The 14,538-nt window shown below is 69.5% G+C and carries 15 protein-coding genes and 1 pseudogene; 13 read left to right on the forward strand and 3 right to left on the reverse strand.

The window, feature by feature from the left end:
- Genes dapA through G4D83_RS39900 form a run of 5 tightly spaced genes read left to right on the forward strand, consistent with a single transcriptional unit; the run spans position 1 to position 4,389 of the window.
- Positions 1 to 888, forward strand: a complete 888-nt coding sequence (gene dapA, locus G4D83_RS39880) for a 4-hydroxy-tetrahydrodipicolinate synthase (RefSeq protein ID WP_163870168.1) — start codon at positions 1 to 3, stop codon at positions 886 to 888.
- Between the two features lie 33 nt (positions 889 to 921).
- A complete protein-coding gene (gene dapB / locus G4D83_RS39885; protein WP_163870169.1) occupies positions 922 to 1,737 on the forward strand; it encodes a 4-hydroxy-tetrahydrodipicolinate reductase in 816 nt (271 codons plus the stop codon).
- Positions 1,734 to 2,507 (forward strand): fumarylacetoacetate hydrolase family protein, encoded by a 774-nt coding sequence (locus G4D83_RS39890; protein WP_163870170.1) that lies wholly within the window; start codon positions 1,734 to 1,736, stop codon positions 2,505 to 2,507. Before dapB ends, G4D83_RS39890 begins: the two co-directional genes overlap by 4 nt.
- Positions 2,504 to 3,028, forward strand: a complete 525-nt coding sequence (folK, locus tag G4D83_RS39895) for a 2-amino-4-hydroxy-6-hydroxymethyldihydropteridine diphosphokinase (protein ID WP_163870171.1) — start codon at positions 2,504 to 2,506, stop codon at positions 3,026 to 3,028. Before G4D83_RS39890 ends, folK begins: the two co-directional genes overlap by 4 nt.
- A complete protein-coding gene (locus G4D83_RS39900) occupies positions 3,025 to 4,389 on the forward strand; it encodes a tetratricopeptide repeat protein (protein ID WP_163870172.1) in 1,365 nt (454 codons plus the stop codon). Before folK ends, G4D83_RS39900 begins: the two co-directional genes overlap by 4 nt.
- Before the next feature lie 150 nt (positions 4,390 to 4,539).
- Here G4D83_RS39900 and G4D83_RS39905 read toward each other — a convergent pair whose 3' ends face one another.
- On the reverse strand, positions 4,540 to 5,700 hold the full coding sequence (locus G4D83_RS39905; RefSeq protein ID WP_420826697.1) for a KpsF/GutQ family sugar-phosphate isomerase: 1,161 nt from the start codon (positions 5,698 to 5,700) through the stop codon (positions 4,540 to 4,542).
- Positions 5,701 to 5,743: 43 nt separating this feature from the next.
- Between G4D83_RS39905 and fsa the strand changes: the two genes are divergently transcribed.
- The 4 genes from fsa (at position 5,744) to G4D83_RS39925 (ending at position 9,633) form a co-directional block, all read left to right on the forward strand.
- Positions 5,744 to 6,397, forward strand: coding sequence for a fructose-6-phosphate aldolase (fsa, locus tag G4D83_RS39910; RefSeq protein ID WP_163870174.1), 654 nt, complete (start codon positions 5,744 to 5,746; stop codon positions 6,395 to 6,397).
- A 156-nt stretch (positions 6,398 to 6,553) separates the two neighbouring features.
- The gene (locus G4D83_RS39915; protein WP_163870175.1) at positions 6,554 to 7,690 is read left to right on the forward strand and encodes an acyl-CoA dehydrogenase family protein; all 1,137 of its coding nucleotides are present in this window, start codon (positions 6,554 to 6,556) and stop codon (positions 7,688 to 7,690) included.
- A gap of 151 nt (positions 7,691 to 7,841) precedes the next feature.
- Positions 7,842 to 8,639: an electron transfer flavoprotein subunit beta/FixA family protein gene (locus G4D83_RS39920; RefSeq protein ID WP_163870176.1), complete on the forward strand. Its 798-nt coding sequence runs from the start codon at positions 7,842 to 7,844 to the stop codon at positions 8,637 to 8,639.
- 28 nt (positions 8,640 to 8,667) lie between these two features.
- Complete coding sequence (locus G4D83_RS39925) at positions 8,668 to 9,633, forward strand: electron transfer flavoprotein subunit alpha/FixB family protein (protein WP_163870177.1); 966 nt, start codon at positions 8,668 to 8,670, stop codon at positions 9,631 to 9,633.
- Positions 9,634 to 9,719: 86 nt separating this feature from the next.
- Here the strand turns inward: G4D83_RS39925 and G4D83_RS39930 are convergent, their stop codons facing one another.
- Positions 9,720 to 10,283: a cytochrome c oxidase assembly factor Coa1 family protein gene (locus tag G4D83_RS39930; RefSeq protein ID WP_163870178.1), complete on the reverse strand. Its 564-nt coding sequence runs from the start codon at positions 10,281 to 10,283 to the stop codon at positions 9,720 to 9,722.
- Between the two features lie 189 nt (positions 10,284 to 10,472).
- Here G4D83_RS39930 and G4D83_RS39935 point away from each other — a divergent pair, with 189 nt between their 5' ends.
- From G4D83_RS39935 to G4D83_RS39950, 4 genes are all read left to right on the forward strand, one after another.
- A complete protein-coding gene (locus G4D83_RS39935; protein WP_205522835.1) occupies positions 10,473 to 11,456 on the forward strand; it encodes a GNAT family N-acetyltransferase in 984 nt (327 codons plus the stop codon).
- A 75-nt stretch (positions 11,457 to 11,531) separates the two neighbouring features.
- Positions 11,532 to 12,485 (forward strand): DMT family transporter, encoded by a 954-nt coding sequence (locus tag G4D83_RS39940; protein ID WP_240357084.1) that lies wholly within the window; start codon positions 11,532 to 11,534, stop codon positions 12,483 to 12,485.
- 79 nt (positions 12,486 to 12,564) lie between these two features.
- Positions 12,565 to 13,542 (forward strand): MBL fold metallo-hydrolase, encoded by a 978-nt coding sequence (locus G4D83_RS39945; protein WP_163870179.1) that lies wholly within the window; start codon positions 12,565 to 12,567, stop codon positions 13,540 to 13,542.
- Between the two features lie 35 nt (positions 13,543 to 13,577).
- Positions 13,578 to 14,159, forward strand: coding sequence for an MOSC domain-containing protein (locus tag G4D83_RS39950; protein WP_163870180.1), 582 nt, complete (start codon positions 13,578 to 13,580; stop codon positions 14,157 to 14,159).
- Between the two features lie 81 nt (positions 14,160 to 14,240).
- On the opposite strand, the pseudogene G4D83_RS45715 reads toward G4D83_RS39950, so the two are convergent.
- A pseudogene (locus tag G4D83_RS45715) lies at positions 14,241 to 14,538 on the reverse strand (hypothetical protein); the annotation flags it as partial.

The raw sequence follows: 14,538 nt of genomic DNA on the forward strand, positions 1-14,538 counted from the left end.
ATGAAGACCTTCGAAGGTTCCATGACGGCGCTCGCGACTCCGTTCCGGAACGGCGCGCTCGACGAGTCGGCCTACCGGGCGCTGGTGCGCCAGCAGATTGAAGGCGGCACCAGCGTGCTGGTGCCCATGGGCACCACCGGCGAGTCCGTCACGATGAACGCCGAAGAGCGCGCCCGCGCGGTGCGCGTGGTGGTGGAGGAGGCGAAGGGCCGCGTGGGAGTGCTGGGCGGCGCCGGCTCCAACAACACCGCGGAGGTGATTGAGAGCGTGGCGCGCGTGCGTGATGCCGGCGCGGATGGCTCGCTCATCGTCACGCCGTACTACAACAAGCCCACGCAGGCGGGGCTGGTGGAGCACTTCCGCGCGGTGGCTCGCGCGCACCCGGGCTTCCCGATTGTCGCCTACAACGTCCCGGGCCGCACGGGCGTGGACCTGCTGCCGGAGACGGTGCAGCGGCTGTGCGACTTCCCCGAAGTGGTCGCCATCAAGGAAGCCACCGGCAACATGGCCCGGGCGGTGGACATCCTGGAGAAGTGTGGCGACCGGCTGACGCTGTTGTCCGGCGACGACTTCACCGTGCTGCCCTTCCTCGCGTGCGGCGGCAAGGGCGTCATCTCCGTGTCCTCCAACGTGGCGCCCCGGCTGATGGCGGACCTGGTGGCCGCGGGCCGCGCGGGTGACTTCGCCAAGGCGCGTGAGCTGCAGGTGAAGCTGAACAACCTGCACCGGCTGCTCTTCGTGGAGTCCAGCCCCATCCCGGTGAAGTGGGGGCTGCACCTCCTGGGGCTGTTCGGTCCGGAGGTCCGCCTGCCGCTGGTGCCGATGACGGGGCCCAACGCGGAGAAGCTGGGCGACGAGCTGCGGCACCTGGGCCTCTTGAAGCACTGAGCGCCACGACACGACACCGAGGAGCGCGGCCACATGATTCGCACCGTCATCACCGGCATCACCGGTCGCATGGGCAGCACGCTGCTGCGCCTGACGCGTGACGCGGAGGACCTGCAGGTGGTGGGCGCCACGGAGCGGCCGGGCAGCACCGCGGTGGGTCTGGACGCGGGCCTCGCCGCGCGGCTGGGCGCGCTGGAGGTGCAGGTGGTGGACGACCTGGCCCGCGCGCTCGACACGGCGAAGGCGGACGTCGTCATCGACTTCACCAGCGCCGAGGTGAGCGTGGCCCACGCGAAGGCGTGCGCGGCGCACGGCGTGGCCTTCGTCTGCGGTTCCACGGGCTTCTCGCCGGAGCAATCGGCGCTGCTGGCGGAGTGCGCGAAGGCGGTTCCCATCGTCGCCGCGCCGAACATGTCGGTGGGCGTCAACCTGGTCATCCGCGTGGCCGCGGAGCTGGCGCGGGTGCTGGGGTCGGGCTTCGACGTGGAGGTGCTGGAGGCGCACCACCGCATGAAGAAGGACGCGCCCAGCGGCACCGCGCTGCGGCTGGCGGAGGTGCTCGCCTCCGCGCTCGGCCGCACGCAGGACGACCTGACATTCGCCCGGGAGGGCCAGATTGGCGCCCGGCCCGCCAGCGAGATTGGCGTGCAGACGCTCCGGGGCGGAGATGTGGTGGGAGAGCACACCGTGTACTTCTTCGGGGAGGGCGAGCGCATCGAGCTGACGCATCGGGCCACCAGTCGAGATCAGTTCGGGCTGGGGGCGCTGCGCGCGGCGCGCTGGGTGGTGGGCCGCCCTCCGGGGCTGTATGACATGGCCGACGTGCTCGGCTTCCAGAGGACTTCATGACGACCGCCCGCTACTGCCGCTTCCTCCACGAAGGCCGCGCGAACCATGGCCGCGTCGAGGGCTCCGAGGTGGTGGTGCTCACCTCGGCCCCCTGGTTGGGCGGGGTCAAGGACACGGGCATCCGCCGCTCGCTGTCGGCGGTGACGTTGCTGGTGCCGTCGGACGCATCAAAAGTCGTCTGCATCGGCCAGAACTACCGCAAGCACGCGGAGGAGATGGGCAAGCCCGTCCCCACCGAGCCGCTCATCTTCACCAAGCCCTCCACCGCGCTCAACGGCCCGGGCTCGCCCATCCGCATCCCCAAGGCGAGCCAGGAAGTGCACTACGAGGCGGAGCTGGCGCTCGTCATCGGCGAGCGGCTGAAGAACGCCGACGAGACGACGGCCGCGCGCGCCATCTGGGGCCTGACGTGCTTCAACGACGTCACCGCGCGAGACATCCAGAAGCGCGAGACGCAGCACACCCGCGCCAAGGGCTACGACACCTTCGCGTGCGCGGGCCCGTGGGCGGTGACGGGGCTGTCCTCGGCGGACCTCCAGATCTCCTGCCGGGTGAACGGGCAGGTGCGCCAGGACAGCCGCACGTCCGACATGGTGTTCAGCCCTGCTCGGCTGGTGGCTTTCATCTCCCACATCATGACGCTCCTGCCGGGGGACCTCATCAGCACCGGCACGCCGTCGGGGGTAGGGAAGCTGTCGGCCGGTGACTCGGTCGAGGTGGAAGTCCAGGGAATCGGGACGCTGCTCAATCCGGTTGAGCTGGAGCCGTGAGCACCATCATCTATGTCGGGTTGGGCTCGAATGAGGGGGACCGGGAGTCCCACCTCGTCGCCGCCCTCACCGCGCTGTCCCGCATCGACGCGGTGGCCGTGCTTCGTTGTTCCTCACTCTTCGACAGCGCCCCGGTGGGGCCGCCGCAGCCGCGCTATCTGAACGCGGTGGTGGCGCTGGACTGCGATTTGTCGCCGCAGCGGCTGCTCGTCATCCTTCAGCAGATCGAGAAGGACCTGGGCCGGAGGCGCGAGCAGCACTGGGGCCCGCGCACCATCGACCTGGACATCCTCTTCTGCGAGGGTCGAGTGGTGGCGGACCCTCACCTCCAGGTGCCGCATCTGGAGCTGCACAAGCGACGCTTCGCCCTGGAGCCGTTGGCGGAGCTGTCGCCCGACTTGCTGCACCCCGTGCTGGGAATGACGGTGAAGGAGCTCCTCGGGAAACTCGCCCCGCAGGATGTCCGCAGGAGTGAGGCCACCGCGTGGCCCGAAGCGAGCCTGCCGAGCAACGAGACATGAACCTTTCCCTGGCCCTGGCCACCGCGGCGCTGCTCGCCGCCGAGCCTTCCCCGTTGCCCCCTGGTCACCCGGTTGTCCCTCCAGGGACCCAGGTGTCGCCCGCGAAGCCGTCCGCCGCCATGGGGGGGGGCGCGCTGCCCGAGGGTCATCCTCCGGTGGAAGGTGGGGCCGCTCCCGCCGCGGCGCCCACGGGCGAGCTGCCCTCGGGACATCCCCCGGTGTCCGGCACCGGCAAGGCGCCTCCGTCCGCGGAGGAGCTGCTGCGCCAGCTCGACTCGACGGAGGGGCTGCAGGGGCGGGAGAAGACCTTCGAAATCGCGGCGTCGCTGGGGCGCCTGTACTACCTGAACGGCCGCAACGCGGAGGCGGTGACGTACCTGCTCCAGGCCGACGAGCGCGCCAAGTCGGTGCGCGACCTGTTCCTCGCGCAGCGCAAGAAGCTGGGCAAGGCGACGCTGGCCACGGCGGAGGCCGCGGGTTGCGGCTTCACGACGGGGCAGGCGGTGGAGTCGATGGGCGCGGTGGCGCAGGAGCGCGCGAAGAAGGGCGACGTCGCGGGCGCGGCGGCCTGTGCTCGCGCGGCGCTGGAGCCCGCGCTGGAGACGGGAGTGATGCGCGCCAACGCGCTCTTCCTCACCGGTGACACGGCGGGCGCGCTGGGCGCGTATGTCGCGGTGCTGGAGGTGGAGCCCAAGCACGAAGAGGCGCTCTACGGGCGCTCGGCGGTGCTGTTCGAGACGAAGGGCGAGGACCTGGCGGCGCTGAAGCAGGCGCGCGAGGGCTTCGAGGCGGTGCAGGCGATGAACCCCACCTCCTCGCGAGCGGCCGCGGCGAAGCGGCTGGCGACGCTGGTGGACGAGACGGTGAAGGCGGGAGGTCGGGCGAAGCTGCTCGCGTCGCGCGCCGAGGACCGTCGCATCCGGCTGGCGCAGGCGCCCGTGGCGCAGGGGCCGGACGTGCCTCGTCCGCTGACGAAGGAGATGGTGGACGCGGTGCAGAACACCGAGCGCACGCCGGAGCTGGAGCAGGGCCTGGCGAAGCTGGTGGACGAGGGCGAGGAGCACCTGGCGAAGGGGCGCTTCCAGGAGGCGCTCGGCAACTACACGCGCGTGGTGCCCTTCCAGCCGGAGAACGGCCGCGCGAAGGCGGGCATGGCCTGGGCGCTGGTGGGCCTGGGTCGTCCCATGGCCGCGCGCGTGTGGGGCGTGGCGGTGCAGTCGGACCCGGCGTCGGTGGAGAAGCTGGGCGACACCCTCAAGGCCAAGGGCGACGAGAAGGGCGCCAAGGCCCTCTGGGAAAAGCTGGCCTCGGACGCACCCGACTACAACAAGTCGGCGCTCCAGGCGAAGCTCACGCAGTAGGCGTCACCAGGAGCACGGGCGTCACATGGCGCCCGGTGCTTCGGTGGGGCAGGCATCGGTTCCGCATCGTGAGTGCCCGTCGAGGCGGGCGTTCCGAGCGTCCTCGCTGCTCTCGATGGAGTCGCCTCGGAAGCGAGGCGGCACGCGCACTCAGACGAACTTCGCGGCGAGCAAATCCTGCACGTCGAGCAGGCCCACGGAGCGGCCCTCGACATCCACGACGGGGAGCTGGTCCACACGCAGCTCGCGCATCTGCGCGGTGGCGGCGATGACCAGCGTGTCCGGCGTCACGCAGCGCGGCTGCTTGCCCATGATGTCGCGCACGGGGATGGAGAAGTCGGTGAGGCCCTGCTCCACGCGGCGGCGCAGGTCGCCATCCGTGAAGATGCCCACCAGCCGCCCGCGACGGTCCACCACACACGCGGCGCCCGGACGCCCCGGCGTCTTCGTCATCACCCCGACGACCTCCGACAGCGGCGCGGTGTCGCGCACCAGCGGATTGGCGGGGCCCGTGCGCATCAGCTCGAACACGCGCTGCACGGAGCGGCCCAGCTTCCCGCCGGGATGCAGGAGCGCGTAGTCATCCGTGCCGAACGGACGCGAGCGCATCACCGCCATGGTGAGCGCGTCGCCCAGCGCATGCAGCGCGGCGGTGGACGCGGTGGGCACCATCCCCATGGGGCACGCCTCCGCGATGCGTCCGATATCCAGCACCACGTCCGCGCCCTTCGCCAGCGGACTCTGCGCATCCCCCGTCAGCGCGATGACCGGCGTGGCCATGCGCTTGAACGCGGGCATCAGGCGCAGCAGCTCCTCCGTGGAGCCGCTGTTGGACATCGCGAGGATGACATCCCCTCGTGCCACGCGGCCCAAATCCCCGTGCACCGCCTCGGCGGGGTGGAGGAAGACGGAGCGGATGCCGGTGGAGGCCAGCGTGGCGGAGAGCTTCTGGCCGATGTGGCCCGCCTTCCCCATGCCCGTGACAATCACCTGGCCCGCGCACTCGCGCACCAGCCGCACGGCCTTCAGGAACGGCGCGCCCAGCCGCGTCGTCACGCCGAGGATGGCGTTCGCCTCCGCCTCCAACACGTCGCGCGCGCACGCGAGCAGCGCCTCGTCGTCCGGCTCGGACGAGGGGGCCGGAGTGGAGCGGCCCGGGAGGGCGCGCAGACGGGGCTTCTTGACGGCGGAGCGAGGGGAGCGGGCCATGGCGTCGGCTTCGCCTTGTACCTGCCAGACATCACGGTGGCCACCCTTGACGCGTGGGGGGGCATCGGTTACGCGCCTGCTCGCCCGGCCCCCCAGGGCCATTCCTTTTCCAGCCCTTCACGGGGCCACCCAGGAGAGTGACGAGATGAAGTTCTTCATCGACAGCGCGGACGTCGAGGAAATCCGCAAGGCGCACGCCATGGGCTGCGTGGACGGCGTCACCACCAACCCGTCCCTGCTGGCCAAGGTCGGCCGCGGGCTGGAAGAGACCATCCGGGAGATCTGCTCCATCGTCGACGGCCCCATCAGCGCCGAGGCCGTGTCCATGGAGGCCGACGCGCTCATCGCCGAGGGCCGCACCCTGGCGAAGATTCACGACAACGTCGTGGTGAAGATTCCCATGGGCATCGAGGGCGTGAAGGCCGTCAAGGCGCTCACCGCCGAGGGCATCCGCACCAACGTCACCCTCATCTTCTCCGCCAACCAGGCCCTGCTGTGCGCCAAGGCCGGCGCCACCTACGTGTCGCCCTTCGTCGGACGGCTGGACGACATCTCCCAGGACGGCATGGAGCTCATCTCCGCCATCCTCGAGATTTATCAGAACTACGACTTCGACACGCAGGTGCTGGTCGCCAGCGTGCGCAACCCCGTCCACGTGCTCCAGTCCGCCCGCATGGGCGCGCACGTCGCCACGCTGCCCTACAGCGTCATCACCCAGCTGGCCAACCACCCGCTCACCGACGCGGGCATCAAGAAGTTCCTCGCGGATTGGGAAAAGGTCCCCAAGGCGAAGAAGTAGACGCACCCTGAGTCCCCGGAGGGCCTGCGCGGCCCCCGGGGTGTCGCCCGCCCCCCTGGGCACCATTTTCCCAGGTGGGTTGGGCTGGAGATTTCGCGGCGCGGCATGTATTCGTTGACTCCCGAGTCAACACGCCTTCGCACCACGAGGAATCTCATGGAATTCCAGCTCACCGAGGACCAGCGCGCGCTCCAGCAGGCGGCGCGAAAGTATGCCCGCGAGGTGGTGCGCCCCAAGGCGGCGCACTACGACGAGACGGCCACCTTTCCCCGGGACCTGCTCGCCACGGCGTTCGAGCTGGGCCTGCTCAACATGGCCATCCCCGCGGAGTACGGCGGCGTGGGCCTGTCGCACCTGGACCAGACGATTGTCGCGGAGGAGCTGAGCTGGGGCTGTGCGGGCGTGGCCACGTCCATCATCGCCAACGATTTGGCCAACCTCCCCATCATCCTCCACGGCACCGAGGACCAGAAGAAGCGCCTGCTGGGCCACTTCGCGGAGAAGCTGAAGTTCTCCTCCTTCTGCCTCACCGAGCCGGAGGCGGGCAGCGACGTCGCCAACATGCAGACGACGGCGCGCCGCGAGGGTGACGAGTACGTCATCAACGGCGCCAAGTGCTTCATCACCAACGGTGGCCACGCCGAGCAGTACACGGTGTTCGCCACGGTGGACAAGGCGAAGCGGCACAAGGGCATCACCTGCTTCGTGGTGGAAGGTCGCCCCGCGGGGCTGACGCCCAGCAAGCACGAGAACAAGATGGGCCAGCGCGCCAGCGACACCGTGTCGCTGACGTTCGAGGACGTGCGCGTCCCGGTGGCGAACCGCATCGGTGAAGAGGGTCAGGGCTTCGCCATCGCCATGGCGACCTTGGACAACAGCCGCCCGCTCACCGCCATGTTCTCCGTGGGCATCGCCCGCGCCGCGCTGGAGCACTCCATGGAGTACGCCTCGCAGCGCAAGACGTTCGGCAAGCCCATCATCGAGCACCAGGCCATCCAGTTCATGATTGCGGACATGGCCATGAACACCCACGCGGCCCGCATGCTCACCTACGAGAGCGCGTGGCTGTTGGACCAGGGTCAGCGCAACACCCTGCAGTCCAGCTACGCCAAGTCCTTCGCCGCGGACATGGCGATGAAGGTCGCCACCGACGCGGTCCAGGTCTACGGCGGCTACGGCTACATCAAGGAGTACCCCGTCGAGAAGCTGATGAGAGACGCCAAGCTCATCCAGGTCTACGAGGGCACCAGTCAGGTCCAGCGGCTCGTCATCGCGAAGGAACTGTTCAGGTAGAAAAGCAGAACTGTGTCCGGCGGCCGTTTCCCATTGCCGCCGTGACACCCCGATGCCTATTAACCCAGACCGTTCGCGCGTCGCGTCAAGGCGGACCGCACGGACTGTTTTCCAGCCTTCATAAACGCCTCCCGCAAGGAGAAGCCCAGCCGTGAAGATCCTCGTCACCGCCAAGCGCGTGGAAGACCCCGAGTCCAAAATCAAGGTGAAGCCCGACGGCTCGGGCATCGTGCAGGAGGGGCTCAAGTACAAGATCAACCCCTTCGACGAGATTGGCGTGGAGGAAGGTCTCCGGCTCGTCGCCAAGCACCAGGGTGAAGTGGTGGTGGTGTCCATCGGTGGCAAGGAGGTGCAGGAGCAGCTCCGGCACGCCCTGGCCATGGGTGCTCACCGCGCCGTGTGGGTGAACCACACCGGCCCGTTGGACCAGTTCGGCATCGCCGCCCTGCTCCAGAAGGTGACGGAGAAGGAGAAGCCGGACCTCGTCATCCTGGGCAAGCAGTCCATCGACGACGACCAGAACCAGGTGGGCCAGTACCTGGCCGAGTTCCTGGACTGGGGTCAGGCCACGTTCGCCTCCAAGGTGGAGTCGATGGAGAGCGAGCAGGAGAAGAACAAGGTCCCCGCCGTGACGCTGACGGCGGACGGCAAGGCCGTGCGCGTGATTCGCGAGGTCGACAACGGGCTGGCGACGCTGGAGTGCCAGTTGCCCGCCGTCGTGACGACGGACCTGCGCCTCAACACGCCGCGCTACGCCAGCCTCCCGGGCATCATGAAGGCGAAGAGCAAGCCCATCGAGGAGCTCACGCCGGAGAAGCTGGGCGTGGACGTCACCCCGAAGATCCAGATCGTGAAGCTGGCGTCTCCGCCGGCGCGCAAGGCCGGCATCAAGGTGCCGGACGTGGCCACGCTGGTGGACAAGCTGCGCAACGAGGCGAAGGTCGTCTAACCCTCTCGGAAGATACGGAGACACTCCCATGCCAATCGTTCTCATCGTCGCCGAGCAGCAGCCGGACGGGCACCTTCGCAAGGCCTCTCTCAACGCCATCACCGCGGGCAAGCAGTTGGCCGACAAGGCCGGCGCGGAGCTGCACATCGCCCTCATCGGCAAGGACCCCGCGAAGGTCGCCGACGAGCTCAAGGGCACCGGCGCCAAGGCCGTGCACGTGGGCGCCGCCCCGGAGCTGGAGCACTACCTCGCGGAGACGTACGCCCCCGTTCTCGCCACGCTCGCCACCGAGCTGAAGGCGGACTTCGTGGGCATGGCGTCCACGGCCCAGGGCAAGGACCTGCTGCCCCGCCTCGCCGCGCGTCTGAAGGCCGCCATGGCCACGGACGTCACGGGCCTGAACGGCTCGGGCGGGGACATCACGTTCAACCGTCCCATGTGGGCCGGCAACGTGTTCGCCGAGGTGAAGCTCACCACGCCGGTGAAGGTGTTCACCGTGCGCGCCACGGAGTTCGCCGCCGCCGGTTCGGGCGAGGGCGCCGCCGAGGTGAAGACCTTCACGCCGAAGGTCGAGGCCTCGAAGACCAAGTTCGTCGAGTTCAAGGAAGTGAAGAGCGCTCGCCCGGAGCTGACCGAGGCGAAGGTCGTCATCTCCGGTGGCCGCGGTACCAAGGGCGACTTCAAGGAGATTGAGGCGCTGGCGGACGAGCTCGGCGCCGCGGTGGGCGCGTCCCGCGCGGTGTGCGACGCGGGTTGGGTTCCCAACGACCTGCAGGTCGGCCAGACGGGCAAGGTGGTGGCTCCCGCGCTGTACGTCGCCGCGGGCATCAGCGGCGCCATCCAGCACCTGGCGGGCATGAAGAGCTCGAAGACCATCGTCGCCATCAACAAGGACGCCGAGGCTCCCATCTTCCAGGTGGCCGACTACGGCATCGTCGCGGACCTCTTCAAGGTCCTGCCCGAGCTGCGCGCGGAGCTGCACAAGCTGAAGTAGCACTCCGGCCCGCCCGGGCCATGCACGAGGGGCGACGTGGGGCAGTTGTCCCCGCGCCGCCCCTTCGTCGTTTCCGGCAGGCGCGTCTACAGCTCGATGTCGCTGTCGCGTTTGCGGGCCGGGGCTTCCTCGTCCCCTCCGCGCGGCTCCTCGGGAGGTGGCAGCGGGGCTTGCTCCGCTCCTTCGTCCGGGGGGAACGCGTCGGGCTGCTCTCGCGCGGCGTCGTCGCGCAGGTCGATGCGCGAGCCGTCCTCCAGCTCCACGGCGAGGGTGTCGTACTCCCACTCGCCATCGCCGTTCTTCGTCGCATCGACGTGCAGCAGTCCGTCCGCCTGGGGCCCGTCGAGGGGAATCGCGAGCCGCGCGTGCGTCACGCCGTTGACGGTCTGCACCGACGTCTGCTTGGGCAGGCCGTTGTCGATGGGCGAGCCCAGCGCGCGGCGCACCTCCGCGTCGGAGCGGGCAATGGCCACGGCCTCGGTGAAGGCGTCCATGTTCTTCAGCGACGAGTAACCGAAGCCCACGAGCGCGAAGCCCAGGCAGCCGCACGAGGCCAGCACCCCCAGGCAGCCCACCGGCACGAACCACTTCCAGTTGCGGCTCCACCACCCCTGCTGGGGCACCAGCGAGCCCTCGGGTGTTGCGTCCATGACCTCTCTCCTCATCGCGCCATCACCCGGCCGGCGGCGCTCCCCTCTTAGCGAGCCGGACGCGCGGGGGATAGGGCCCTGGGTTGGAGGTGGCTCGCGTCGGTTGGTGTGGGAGAGGGGAGCGGCTACATTCGACGGACGAGCGACGGGGAAGGCTCGTGTGGGGCCGGACTTCCCTGGAGGTGGCGCGTGCCGCCGCGGAAGACGCCGTCCACCGACGTGCTGCTGGACGTGCTGGAGGCCTTGCCTCCAGGGCAGCGGCTCTGGGTGCGAGGTGTGGGGCAGGACCTGTATCCCCTGCTGCGCTCGGCGGACGCGGTGCGCGTGCTGCGCTGCGGGCCAGGCGCCGTTTCGCGGGGGGACGTGGTGCTGGTGCGCCAGGGGCGGATGCTGACGGCGCGCGTGGTGGTGTCCATCGAACCTTGGAGGACGGCCACGCTGCTGGGCGCGGAGGAGCGCTCGGGCGGGGAGGTGCTCGGGCGGGTGGTGGCGCTGCGGCGTGGCAGGTGGCGGGTGCCGCTGCCCCGGCCGTTCCGTCCGGCGCTCTGGGTGGCGCAGCGGACGCTGGCGACGGCGTGGGCGCGGCCCGAGACCCGGCTAGTCTATCGGGGCGTGAGGGACTTCTTCTTCTCCGGCTGGTCGAAGCCGCTGCGGCGCCACTGGGTGGGACCGCTGGAGGTCCGGCTGTTGCGGGCGCAGGACATGGACGCGCTGCTCACCTTCGCGAGCGAGCGACTCGTCGTGTCCGCGAGCTTCCTGCGCCGGCAGCTTCGTGAGCGGTGGGGACTGGAGATGCCCGAGCGCCGTGGGGCGGCGGCCGGAGCGCTGGACGCGAAGGGGAAGCTGCATGGCTTCGCCTGGGTGGACTCGTATCGGCAGGAGGGGCTGCCGTTGGATGGTATCTGGGTGCGCTCGCTGGTGGTAGCGCCCCAGGCCCGGCGGATGGGCGTGGCCACTCAACTGTTGGCCTGTCTGGTGGAGGAGGCGCACCGACAGGGCGCGCCGAGCGTCCAGGCGGATGTGGACGACGACAACGCGGCGTCGCTGCGGACGTTCGAGGGCGTGGGCTTTCGTCGTGCTTCGGACGCGCTGACCCGGCGGACGAACGAGGCCTGGGACGCGGCGGGGCGGTCCAAGCGACTGGTGGTTTTGGAGCGGGACTCCGGCCCCTGAGTCCACGGGGGTTGCGTGGGGGCTCGGGGTGCGTCAAAAGCACCCGCGCCGCGCCTTCGCGTCGCGAGGACTTCCGTGAGCATCTCGACTCCCGACAGCATGGGGCGCGAGCCGACTCGCATGGAGCGGCTCAAGGGCCTCCAGGCGGACGGAGCGCTGCTCTTCATCACCCTCATCTGGGGCGTCACCTTCGTGGTGGTGAAGGACGCCCTGGGGCACGCCGACCCGTTCACCTTCCTCGCCCTGCGCTTCGGGGTGGGGGCGCTGGTGCTGAGCGTCTTGGCGGGGCGGCAGGTGTTCTCTCCGAAGAACCTGCGCCATGGCGCGGTGCTGGCGACGTTCCTGTTCCTGGGCTTCGCTCTGCAGACGTGGGGGTTGACGCTCACCACGCCGTCGCGCTCGGCGTTCATCACCGGGATGAGCGTGCTGTTCGTCCCGGTGTTGTCGCTGCTGGTGTTCCGGCGGATGCCGAAGCCCGCGGCGCTGCTGGGCGTGGCGTTGTCGGCGGTGGGGCTCTACCTGCTCACGCGGCCCGCGCCGGGCGAGGGAGGTGCCGGGCTGAGCGTGGGGGAGCTGCTGTCGTTGGGCTGCGCGGTGGCGTACGCGGGGCACATCACCCTCACCGAGCGCTACGCATCGAAGGAGGGCGTGCTGGGGATGGTGGCGGTGCAGTTGTGGGGCGTGGCGTTGTTGTCGGCGGCGTGCCTGCCCTTCGTGACGCGCAAGGTGGAGTGGAATGCGCCGCTGGTGACGGCGGTGCTGGTGTGCGGACTGTTGCCGAGCGCGCTGGCCATCAGCATCCAGACGTGGGCGCAGGCGAGGACGTCGGCGGTGCGCGCGGCGGTCATCTACGCGTTGGAGCCGGTGTTCGCGTCGATGTACTCGGTGGTGCTGGGCTACGAGGTGCTGGGCGCGCCGGAGGCGATGGGGGGTGGGCTCATCCTGACGGGTGTGCTGGTGGCGGAGCTGGGGACGCCTGCCTGGATGTGGTGGAAGTCAAGGCGACAGGGAGTGCAGGGGACGGGCTGACGCCCTCCAGGCGGACGGGCGCGGGCCGCGAGAGAAGCGGCCCACGGGCGGGTGGACGCGCTATATCCGGGCCCTTCCCATGAGCGTGGAGCTGCGTCGAAACGGGTTGCACCTGACGGGCACCCTCCTGTCCCTGGATGCGAAGCGCAAGTCGCCGCTGAGCTTCGTGAGCCACGGGCATTCGGACCACATCGCCAGGCATGAGCGCACCATCGCCACGACGGCGACGCTGCGCTTCATGGAGCATCGGCTGGGCCCGGTGAGCGCGCCGCTGGCCGCGCCGTATCGCCGTCCGTTCGAGCTGGGGCCATTGGTGTTGGAGCTGCTGCCGGCGGGGCACATCCTGGGGAGCGCGCAGCTTCGAGTCATCCGCGCGGATGGGCGGCGGGTCGTCTACACGGGGGATTTGAACGTGGTGCCGTCGTTGACGGCGGAGGCGACGGAGGTGGCGGAGTGCGACACGCTCGTCATCGAGTCGACCTTCGGTCATCCGCGCTACCGCTTCCCGCCGCGTGACGAGGTGTGGGGGCAGGTGGAGGCGTGGATACGCCGGCAGCTCGAGCGGGACGCGGTGCCGGTGGTGCTGGGGTATCCGCTGGGCAAGAGCCAGGAGGCGATGAAGTTCCTGGCGGGTAGGGGTTTCCCGTTGGTGGCGCACTCGTCGATTTTCGAGGTGGCGCAGCTCTACGCGGAGCTGGGCGTGCCGATTGAAAACCTGCGGTGCTTCCACGGGAAGGTGGAGCCGGGCGAGGTGCTGTTCTTCCCGCCGCATCAGGCGAGGGGCGGGGCGCTGGCGCACCTGTGGCCGCGCGGGAGTGCCGTGCTGACAGGGTGGGCGATGGACCCGGGTGCGGCGCGACGGTACGGCGCGGACGTGGCGTTTCCGGTGTCGGACCACGCGGACTTTCCCTCGCTGATGGCCTACGTGAAGGCGACAGGGGCGAGCGAGGTGATTACGTGTCACGGCTTCGCGGAGGAGCTGGCGCAGGCGCTGCGGGACGCGGGAGTGGATGCCCGGCCGCTGGGAGGCAAGCCGCAGCAGCTCTCGTTGCTGTGAGGCGGAGATGGTGTGGACCGGAGTAGAATGGGGCCATGCCTTCCCGTTCTCCACAGCCTGTGGGCCAGGTGGTCCGCGTCCTGGTGTGCACCGAGAAGAAGACCTTCGTGACTCGGGAGTTGTCCGAGGTGCGGGTCACGTTCGAGGGAATCGACGGAGACCGGCACGCGGGGCACACGCGGCCGGCGGACGTGCGCACGCCGTGGTACCCGAAGGGGACGCCCATCCGGAACACGCGGCAGCTCTCGCTGGTGTCGACGGAGGAGCTGGCGTTGGTGGCGGAGACGCTCGGAGTGCCGAAGGTGCTCGCGTCATGGCTGGGAGCAAATCTGGAGTTGGTGGGCGTGCCGAGGCTGACGCACCTGCCACCGGGGACGCGGCTGTTCTTTCCCGACGACGCGGTGCTCGCGGTGGAAGGCGAGAACGAGCCGTGCACCGGACCGGGGAAGGTCATCGAGGAGCACCATCCGGACCACGTGAAGCTGGCGAGCCGCTTCGTGAAGTCCGCGTGGGAGCGACGGGGTCTGGTGGCCTGGGTGGACCGGCCTGGGGTCATCCGCGTGGGAGATGAAGTCCGCGTGATGTTGCCGAAGCCGGTGACGTACGTGCTGCCTTAGTCAGCGGGAAGGTTCAGGCTCTTTTCGAATTCCCAGAGGAGGAGCCAGAACCGTTCCCAGACTGCGTCCGCAGTGGGGCTTTCAAGGACCAGGGTCCTGATTGCTCCGTGGCATGTGCTCCAGCCGAACTTCTCGCGAAGGAATTGCGAGAACGCCTGATTGAATTCCTCGATTGGCACCGGGACCTTGTGCACATGAATCGCTGACGTAACCGTTCACGGCGCAGGCCGGCGGAAAGGTGAACTGAGGTTGCGTGCCGGGTAGCAGTGAGGGTGCGGGAGTGCCGTGGAGCTGAGCTTCGACGGAGGCGGTGAGATAGTCGAGCACGTTGCGCTCCTGCTTCCTGAGACTCATCACGGCGGTGAGGATGCGTGCGACG

Source organism: Myxococcus eversor (assembly GCF_010894455.1).
In the GTDB taxonomy this organism is placed as follows: Bacteria; Myxococcota; Myxococcia; order Myxococcales; family Myxococcaceae; genus Myxococcus; species Myxococcus eversor.

Excerpts from the sequence above, each read along its gene's own strand:
- dapA (WP_163870168.1), top strand. The coding sequence starts at position 1 with ATGAAGACCTTCGAAGGTTCCATGACGGCGCTCGCGACTCCGTTCCGG.
- dapB (WP_163870169.1), top strand. The coding sequence starts at position 922 with ATGATTCGCACCGTCATCACCGGCATCACCGGTCGCATGGGCAGCACG.
- G4D83_RS39890 (WP_163870170.1), top strand. The coding sequence starts at position 1,734 with ATGACGACCGCCCGCTACTGCCGCTTCCTCCACGAAGGCCGCGCGAAC.
- G4D83_RS39900 (WP_163870172.1), top strand. The coding sequence starts at position 3,025 with ATGAACCTTTCCCTGGCCCTGGCCACCGCGGCGCTGCTCGCCGCCGAG.
- G4D83_RS39905 (WP_420826697.1), bottom strand. The coding sequence starts at position 5,700 with ATGGCCCTGGGGGGCCGGGCGAGCAGGCGCGTAACCGATGCCCCCCCA.
- fsa (WP_163870174.1), top strand. The coding sequence starts at position 5,744 with ATGAAGTTCTTCATCGACAGCGCGGACGTCGAGGAAATCCGCAAGGCG.
- G4D83_RS39915 (WP_163870175.1), top strand. The coding sequence starts at position 6,554 with ATGGAATTCCAGCTCACCGAGGACCAGCGCGCGCTCCAGCAGGCGGCG.
- G4D83_RS39925 (WP_163870177.1), top strand. The coding sequence starts at position 8,668 with ATGCCAATCGTTCTCATCGTCGCCGAGCAGCAGCCGGACGGGCACCTT.
- G4D83_RS39930 (WP_163870178.1), bottom strand. The coding sequence starts at position 10,283 with ATGGACGCAACACCCGAGGGCTCGCTGGTGCCCCAGCAGGGGTGGTGG.
- G4D83_RS39945 (WP_163870179.1), top strand. The coding sequence starts at position 12,565 with ATGAGCGTGGAGCTGCGTCGAAACGGGTTGCACCTGACGGGCACCCTC.
- G4D83_RS39950 (WP_163870180.1), top strand. The coding sequence starts at position 13,578 with ATGCCTTCCCGTTCTCCACAGCCTGTGGGCCAGGTGGTCCGCGTCCTG.